This is a genomic window from Paenibacillus sp. KS1 (assembly GCF_001680695.1).
In the GTDB taxonomy this organism is placed as follows: domain Bacteria; phylum Bacillota; class Bacilli; order Paenibacillales; family Paenibacillaceae; genus Paenibacillus_B; species Paenibacillus_B suaedae.
The window spans coordinates 1-8157 of the sequence record NZ_MAIS01000145.1; the positions used below are offsets into that span (position 1 = coordinate 1).

The 8157-nt window shown below is 46.6% G+C and carries 6 protein-coding genes; 1 reads left to right on the forward strand and 5 read right to left on the reverse strand.

All coding sequences use genetic code 11. The features are described 5' to 3' along the window. Nucleotides 1–239: 239 nt before the first annotated feature. Nucleotides 240–1259, reverse strand: coding sequence for an asparaginase (locus BBG47_RS26560; RefSeq protein ID WP_065294252.1), 1020 nt, complete (start codon nt 1257–1259; stop codon nt 240–242). A gap of 163 nt (nt 1260–1422) precedes the next feature. Here BBG47_RS26560 and BBG47_RS26565 point away from each other — a divergent pair, with 163 nt between their 5' ends. Then, a complete protein-coding gene (locus tag BBG47_RS26565) occupies nt 1423–2289 on the forward strand; it encodes an AraC family transcriptional regulator (RefSeq protein WP_065294253.1) in 867 nt (288 codons plus the stop codon). Nucleotides 2290–2349: 60 nt separating this feature from the next. Here BBG47_RS26565 and BBG47_RS26570 read toward each other — a convergent pair whose 3' ends face one another. From BBG47_RS26570 to BBG47_RS26585, 4 genes are all read right to left on the reverse strand, one after another. Then, entirely contained in the window at nt 2350–3630 is a 1281-nt protein-coding gene (locus BBG47_RS26570) for an MFS transporter (protein ID WP_065294254.1), read from the reverse strand. Between the two features lie 65 nt (nt 3631–3695). After that, a complete protein-coding gene (locus BBG47_RS26575) occupies nt 3696–5381 on the reverse strand; it encodes a ribulokinase (protein ID WP_065294255.1) in 1686 nt (561 codons plus the stop codon). A 16-nt stretch (nt 5382–5397) separates the two neighbouring features. After that, the gene (locus BBG47_RS26580) at nt 5398–6510 is read right to left on the reverse strand and encodes an MDR/zinc-dependent alcohol dehydrogenase-like family protein (protein WP_065294256.1); all 1113 of its coding nucleotides are present in this window, start codon (nt 6508–6510) and stop codon (nt 5398–5400) included. A 251-nt stretch (nt 6511–6761) separates the two neighbouring features. After that, the gene (locus BBG47_RS26585) at nt 6762–7883 is read right to left on the reverse strand and encodes an ROK family transcriptional regulator (RefSeq protein ID WP_065294257.1); all 1122 of its coding nucleotides are present in this window, start codon (nt 7881–7883) and stop codon (nt 6762–6764) included. Nucleotides 7884–8157: the final 274 nt, after the last annotated feature.

Consider the following 8157-nt stretch of genomic DNA (forward strand, 5'->3'; position numbering starts at 1 on the left):
ATACTCTACCACTGAGCTATGTCCGCATATTATTGTATTAACCAATCTGTACAACTTCATTTGCTTCGTTGTCGTCGTTGCCGTTCAACAAGGACAAGTAATAATATATCAGACTGATAATTGAATTGCAAATCTTTTTTAAAGATTTTTTGATGGTATTTTTTTCTTGCTAAAAAACCTGCTTGCCAAGCCATATTTCAGCTTATACAAGCAGGCCCTAATAGTATGTTCTTAGTTTCTTAGGATCTAACCCACTCAAGCGTAAAAGCTGGCTTACGAATTCCTACTACCCTCGCATTGTCGTTTTTCGTCTCCGCTGGGCTCAGCTTTTTCAATCGTTCAATGGTTGCTGTCGTCGGGTATTGAATTTGCTCCAAGATGTCGGCAGCAATGATCGGCCATTGATCTTCCGATCCGTCCATCACTTTGAAGGCAATCCCCATTCTCTGCTCGCGCAAGCCGAAGCAATAGATGCCTTTGGCTCCGCCTTTCGCTACGATATTCGGATCCTGAAGCAGCGTTGGACAAATAAGCTCCGTTCCTGATACATAGAATGGATGCTTGTTCATCAAGTCCGTCAAGCGTGTAATTGCTCTGCGTACTTCCTCATCTGCAATTAAATCCGGACAAGCCAATCTCAAATACAAGAGGGCTATATTGCGAATTGGAATCGCATATACCGGAAATCCGCAGCCATCCGTTCCTAGTTTAATTTGCTCGACAGGCACATCAGCAAGCTGAGACATCAAGCGCAGCACCTGCTGCTGAACGGGATGCTCCGGTTCTGCATAGTTATCGGTTGGCCATCCCATCATCTTGCATAATGCCAGTACGCCCAGATGCTTACCCGAGCAGTTGTGATATAAGGAGCGCGGTGGCTGCCCGTTGGCAATCCGCTCGTCTCTTGCAGCACCATTCAGTGGATAGGTAGGCTTGCATACAAATTGATCCTCAGTGATCCCTGTTTTCTTCATAAACGATTCCAACGCTTGTACATGGAACTGCTGCGCACGATGAGATGCGGTCATTAAGACGATCTCTTCCTCACTTAATCCGTAATGTTCCGGAACACCTGCTAACAGAGCAGGGAGTGCCTGCACTGGCTTCGAAGAGGAGCGCATAAAGCTTACATAGTCAGGGTCGCCAACATGGAATAGCGTCTCAGCTTGTTCGTTAACACCTACAACATGTCCTGTATAAGCGCATTCCAGCCAACCACCTCGTGATTCCTCTACTAACACCTTGCCCAAATCAACCATTATTGTTCCTCCTCGTCAACACATGCTGTCATCATTTTCGATTGCAGACTTCCCCTATCATGACATAACTCTGCAAACATAGTATCATGTTCCTAGCTGCTCGTATTTATAACAAGTTCCTGTCAGTTATAAAAATTTCCGCTAACGAACCGGAGGGATAGGCATGAATACCATTGCGGATATAAGGCCATACATCCGTGCAGCGCATATGTATAATTACCGAGGAACGCGAGAGGAACAGCTACGCAGAGGATACAGCTATGCATTCCACTTATTCTTGGACGGCCATGGTCATATGACGATAGATGACCAACGATATGCGGTCTCGAACGGCACGCTCATCTTTGTACGTCCTGGCGAATGGCATTCCTTCGAGCATGCACCAAATGAAACGATGAATGCATGCAATATCTATTGCGATCTCTGGGAGGCTCCCCCGCCGAACCAGCCTACCTTTGCTTATGAATGGGATGAATTCGATCCGAAGTGGTTAACCGTACAGAAGTCTTGCACAGAACTGGAATCATTGCCGACCTGCACTTCGCTTCGTCCTTATCCTTACTTCATTGAGCTGATGAAGCATGTGCTTGCCGCATATAATCGGCGCGGCTGCTATACGAAGCAGGCTGCATCAGCTAGTTTTTACTCCTGGCTGATTCAATGGTACGATGCAAGCAGATTGCCCAATCCTACGGATTATCGCATAGCTCGAATCTTGGAGCGAATGGACGAACATCCCGAGCAGCGGCATTCGGTTGATTACTGGTGCAGCGAATGTGGGCTGGAAAAGTCCCAATTTTATCGGCTTTTCAAGCAAGAGACAGGAGTATCACCTAAAGCGTATTTGCTGCAGGCTCGCATGAAAAAGGCGGCCGTTCTGTTGATGGAAAGCCGCCAATCGATTACGGAAATCGCGCTAATGTTGGGCTACGATTCAATCCATTACTTCTCAAATCAGTTTACCTGCGTGTATGGAATCAGTCCTACCTTATATCGAACAAACAATAGTTACCAGAAAATTGATCGCTAGCATTATGATGAAAGCAGCCCTCTACCAAGTGGAGAAGAGCTGCTTTTTTAGATAACATTATTAAGCGCTTACAATTTCAGAATGTGCACTCGCTTCCTTCGTTGTTTTTTTCTCAGCGGGGAGCGTGACAAAAATCATCATAACGCCTGCTGCTGCAAATAGCCCAGCGAAAAGCCACGTAATGCCGGCGTAACCGAGGCTTCCAATAAATAAAGCAACAAGAGCTGGTCCAACGAATGCGCTCAATCCCGCGCCCAGGTTCAAGATTGACATCGCTGCACCCTTTTCTTCCTTTACCAAAGACGGGGCTATCGCAGACAATGGCACGAAGCCTGCCAGACATCCGCCCCACAAAATCCCGACAATTTGCACAAGCCATACATTGCCTGCCGCAAGTTGAGGAACGTAAAAGAGTAAAATCGTAAAGAAGGCCGAGCCTGCACATCCAAACCACATTACCGTATTTCTCCAGCCAAGCTTATCGCCCACAATGCCGAACATCAGGTTGAACGCGATGTTTCCGATAAAAATCATAGCCCATAGATGCAGCCAGGACGAAATGCTAATGCCTTGACTCTCCATGTATAGCGGCATATATATGGGGAAGCCGAATTGTGCAGCCGTATTGATGATGCGAACTAAGCCGACCAATACGATTTTCGGTTCCTTTTTGACAATTGCCAATCCTTTGGCAAGCTCTTTTACTTTGTTGTCATGCTGTTCTGCCTTGGACTTATCCAGCTTGCCGCCGGGATTGATGACCAGTGCGAACAATGCCCCAAGCAGTACCCATACGATTGCACTCCATAGTGTATTGATATGCCCCAAGTGCTTCAATGCCCAGGTGGAATAGTATGCGCCGAGTACGTTCATGCCCCCAGTGAACACGAACCAGAACCAGCCGACAGCCGTTCCCAGCTTCTTCTGAGGTGTCTGATAAGCGATCCAGACGAGGAACGAGTATGCGAACAAAGGATAGCCGAGACCCTTAAACGCATATGTCGGCAGCATCGTTGCAAATGAAAGCTGGGTAATTCCTAAACCAATAAAGCCTACGGAACCGAGAATGTATAGGATTAACCCGGTCAACATTGCTTTTTTAGGTCCAATCGCGTCAACGAATAATCCGGACAGGAAAGAAGACAATGCAATCGTAACCCCGTATACCGTAAATAAAATGCCGGATTGCTGTACGGTGAGTCCCTGTTCAACCAGATATGGGCTTAACCATCCCTGCTCCAGACCATCCCCCATCATAAAGATCAGAATGCCGAGATAGCCCCAAGCTAGAGATGAAGGAATACCTATTTTGTCCAAAATATGTTTGTCTTTCAAGTGCATCACTTCTTTCCTGGATGATCTATTCCTTCTTCTACTGTCCGTAATGCAGCTATTCTATAAAGATGTTAATTGGAACTCTCTCCACCCATCACTTCCAATTTAATCGCTTTCAATTGTTTAATCGGACTCTGTTCATTGCGACCAAAATAATCATGCAGCCGCATATACTGGGCATAGAGTCGATTATAAATGTCCCTGTGCTTACCTTGTGGCTCATACGTTTTCTTAATGCCTCCACCCATTGCTTTCCCAGCCTGCTGAATGGAGTCGTATCCTCCATTAGTACTGCCTGCCGCTACGGCTCCGAGCATGGCGGCCCCCATCGCTGTTCCTTGCTGAGTTGCCGCGACGTGAATCGGCATGCCGATGATGTCCGCGAAGGTCTGCATAATGAATGGGCTTTTTTCCGCAATCCCGCCTGTAGCCATGATTTTGGCAATCGGAACTCCGTGCTGTACAAAGTTCTCTATAATCATCCGCTTCCCGAATGCAACTGCTTCAACCAATGCTTTGTACATTTCTTCGGCTGTCGTAGCCGTCGTCATGCCGAACATTGATCCTGTCAGATCCGCATCCACCAGAACGGAACGGTTTCCATTCCACCAATCCAGCGCAATCAAGCCGCTGGCGCCGGGCTTAATCTTCTCTGCCTTCTCATTGAGAAGCTGCAGCACATGCTTGTTCGCAGCTCTGGCCTCTTGCCCTAGGCGCTCTGGCACACAGTGATTCGCGAACCATGAGAAATGGTCTCCCATGCAGGATTGTCCTGCCTCATAGCCGTAGAACCCAGGCAAAATGCCATCCTCGCAAATGCCGCTAATGCCCGGCACCTTCACTGCCGTTTCACTAACCAGCATGTCGCAGCCGGATGTCCCCATCACCATTAGTAAAATATCGGGAGTCGTAATCCCGCAGCCGATTACGGCGCAATGGGCATCGCCTATTCCTACGGATACCGCTGTCCCTGCAGCAAGTCCCGTCCATTTTGCACTATCTTCTGTAATTGATCCTGCTCTGGTGCCTACCGGATAAATGGTTCTCGACATTTTCTCGTCAACGACGTGTTCCAGCTTTGGATCGAGCGCTTTCAAAAATGAATTTGATGGAAATCCATTTTGCTTGTGCCATATGGCCTTATATCCAGCTGTGCAGCTATTTCGTGTTTCTGTGCCAGTTAGCTGTAGTGTAATCCAATCGGCAAGCTCCATGAACCGATCAGCGGCTTCATATATTTCGGGTGCTTCATTAAGAATTTGCCATATTTTCGGAAACATCCATTCTGAAGAAATTTTCCCACCGTAGAAGTCCAAAAATTCCTCGCCCCGCATACGGGCTATATCATTCAGTCGGTTGGCTTCCTCTGCTGCCGCATGGTGCTTCCACAGCTTCACATACGCATGCGGATTGTTCTTGTATGCATCCAGCATGCACAGGGGCGTTCCATCCGCCTTTACGGGAAGCATCGTACATTCCGTAAAATCGGTGCCGACGCCAATAATCTGCCGTGTATCAATGCCGCTCGTTTCCAGAACCTTTGCCAGCGTTGCAGTGGTGCATTGTAAATAGTCCTGCGGATGCTGCAAAGCCCAATCCGGCCCCAGCTTCGTTACGCCGTCCGGCAGCACCTGATCCATTACGCTGTGAGGATAGTTCATCTCTGCAGAAGCACATATCTCTCCGGTGGATACGTTAACAAGTATCGTACGGGCACTTAATGTGCCATAATCAATTCCAACTACATATTTCTCCATTTAGCATTCACCCTTTTTAGAACGTAATCGCTACCTTGAAGTCACCATGCTTACCAGATGCATATTCAAAGGCTTCTTCCCATTGCTCAATCGGGAACTTGCGAGTTACAATGCCGTTCGTTTTCAGATTGCCGTTTGCAACATTTTCAATGACGAATGGGTAACAATAGGGGCTCAAATGTGATCCCAATACATCCAGCTCCTTGCGGTCGCCGATGATGGACCAGTCCACGGTAGTCGGCTCCCCGAACACGCTGAATTCCACGAAGCGTCCAAGCTTGCGAATCATGCTCAACCCTTGCGTTACGCTGGAAGGATGCCCTGTCGCTTCGATGTAGATGTCGCAACCGTAACCCTCCGTCATATCCAAAATCGTTTGAACCACATCCGTCTCTTTCGGATTGAGGACGATATCCGCGCCAAATTCCTTCGCCTTTTCCAAACGGTTCTCAACCAAATCCAGCACAATCAATTTTTTTGGATTTTTCATTCTCGCATACGTGATCATCCCTAAGCCAAGAGGCCCCGCCCCAGAGATAACGACGACATCCTCGCATCCGATTTGCGCCCGATCCACGGCATGCTTCGAGCAAGCGTAGGGCTCAATCAGCAACGCGGACTCCAATTCCATCTCTCCTGGCACCTTATGGACAACCGCCGTTTTCGGGTATCGAACATATTCCGCCATTCCCCCGTTGTTTGAGCCTTGGAAACCGAATATGTTATGGGGCTGGCACATCCAGTACTCCCCTCTTTTGCAAAATCTGCATTCTTGGCAAGGAACGATCTGATCCGCAGTTACTCGATCCCCAATTTTGAAATCGGTTACATTTTCGCCAATTTCTACGATTGTTCCTAAAAATTCATGCCCCGGAATAAACGGAGGCTTCACCCATTCTGGCTGTGTCTCGTCGCCCCAGAACATTGCTGCGCCATGCATGCACTTCAAGTCTCCTGCGCAAATGCCGCATGCTTCCGTTTTAATGATCATATCGTCTGGCCCACATTCAGGCGTAGGATAGTTGGCTTCAAAGCGGTAATCATGCTTCCCATACGCTACAAGCGCTTTCATAGTTGCTGGTACGTTCCCTGTCGTGGCTTTTAAGCTGGTAGATTGTTGTTGATTCATTATGCATCCGCCTCCCCAATAAGTAAATTACTTTTATTAAAGTGTTTTATAAAACTACTTAATGCAAGGATATTCCCTCTCGTCCTTCTTGTCAATATGCAATTAAAAAATAAGTATCATTTTGCAGCACAAGATAAGAAATATTTCCTGCTTGTTCAGCCGATTGGAGGATAAAAAAACGCATGAAGCAGGTAAAGGAACTTGACTCCTTTAAACCGACTCCATGCGATTGCTGTAAGCTTGCTATCTTCTTATATTTGATTAATGAACTGATCGATGAAGGGCAGAGCAGCCCCAGCGGCAATAGCCTCCGTTTTATAACTGCAAATGCGCACATAATCTGCATGATCTTCGAACGTATTGCGGCTAGCCACCAGCTTCTTCAACGTATCGATATAATTCTCCATATAAGCCCCTACGTAACCGCCAAGGATAATGTCACAGTCGAACAGCATGCGAATATTATTAATGGCGATCGAAAGATGGCGCAAATAGTTGTCCCAAACGATCAGCTTTTCACGATTGCCACCCTGTACCTCCTCAAAAAAACGCCCCAAACTCCCATCAGCTGTATCTGCTAATAAAGAAGCTGAGCAATATGCCTCAAGGCAGCCCTTTTGACCGCAATAACAAGGGAGACCGTCTGGAATGATCGTAATATGCCCGATTTCCCCACTCTTTTGATTCTCTCCGGCAAACACTTTATTTCCAATATAAACGGCTCCGCCAATATTATTGCTAAGAGAAATATAAAATGCATTTTTCGTGTCCGGCGTTGCCCATATTTCCGAGAACCCAGCCGCATTCGCATCATTCACAAGAATGGCCGGATACGGTATGTACTTGGTGAAGCGCTGCAGCGTCTCTCCGGTGAAATTCAGGATCTTCCCGTAAAAGACAGTCTGGTGGTCTTCCGTAATCAATCCCGGCACCCCGATGCCGACACCTAATATTTTCGAATCGTCAATATCCAGTTCTTTTATGTCCTCCTGAATGATATTTCCCAATAGCTGAAAATAAGGATCCGAGGTCTCAAACTTTTGTCTTCTTCTGTTTATGTGGATAATATCCCCATTTAAATCAACAACCACAGTTGTGACATGGTTCCGCGTAATATCTAAGCCAATAGCGATTTTGGCATCGCTTATATAAGAATAGACCTGTGCATTTCGTCCTCCGGTATTACCAATGGTCCCCGTATTCGCAATCAGCTTCTCCTGCAGCAAATAATTTAAATTCTGCGTAATGGTTGGTAAGCTAATCTGCAAATGCTGCACAATATCCTGCTTAGATAAGTTTCTTTTTTGCCGCAGCAGCATATATATTCGATTTCGATTGAATTCCTTAATATTAACGGTTTTGTCTACCACCATAACGTCCCACCTTATTGAAACCCTTTTATAAAAGGAGTTAGTTATCTATTCCTTTAATCATAATGTCTTTCGAATAAAACATCAATAGAGCATGCCCTTATCATAATTCTAGGGGTAGTACAAATCAGCACCCTTAAATCAAAGATTGCGTACTCAGAGCATCTTACGCTCTCTCGAATCAGCTCTACTTGTCCAAACAACGACAAAAAAGCCCGACGCTTCCGCATCAGGCTGAATATTGCACAAACTGGTGAGCCATGAAGGACTCGAACCT

What these genes read in the sequence shown, in the direction of transcription:
- BBG47_RS26560 (WP_065294252.1), bottom strand. Translation starts at nt 1,259, where the DNA reads ATGGTTGATTTGGGCAAGGTGTTAGTAGAGGAATCACGAGGTGGTTGG.
- BBG47_RS26565 (WP_065294253.1), top strand. Translation starts at nt 1,423, where the DNA reads ATGAATACCATTGCGGATATAAGGCCATACATCCGTGCAGCGCATATG.
- BBG47_RS26570 (WP_065294254.1), bottom strand. Translation starts at nt 3,630, where the DNA reads ATGCACTTGAAAGACAAACATATTTTGGACAAAATAGGTATTCCTTCA.
- BBG47_RS26575 (WP_065294255.1), bottom strand. Translation starts at nt 5,381, where the DNA reads ATGGAGAAATATGTAGTTGGAATTGATTATGGCACATTAAGTGCCCGT.
- BBG47_RS26580 (WP_065294256.1), bottom strand. Translation starts at nt 6,510, where the DNA reads ATGAATCAACAACAATCTACCAGCTTAAAAGCCACGACAGGGAACGTA.
- BBG47_RS26585 (WP_065294257.1), bottom strand. Translation starts at nt 7,883, where the DNA reads ATGGTGGTAGACAAAACCGTTAATATTAAGGAATTCAATCGAAATCGA.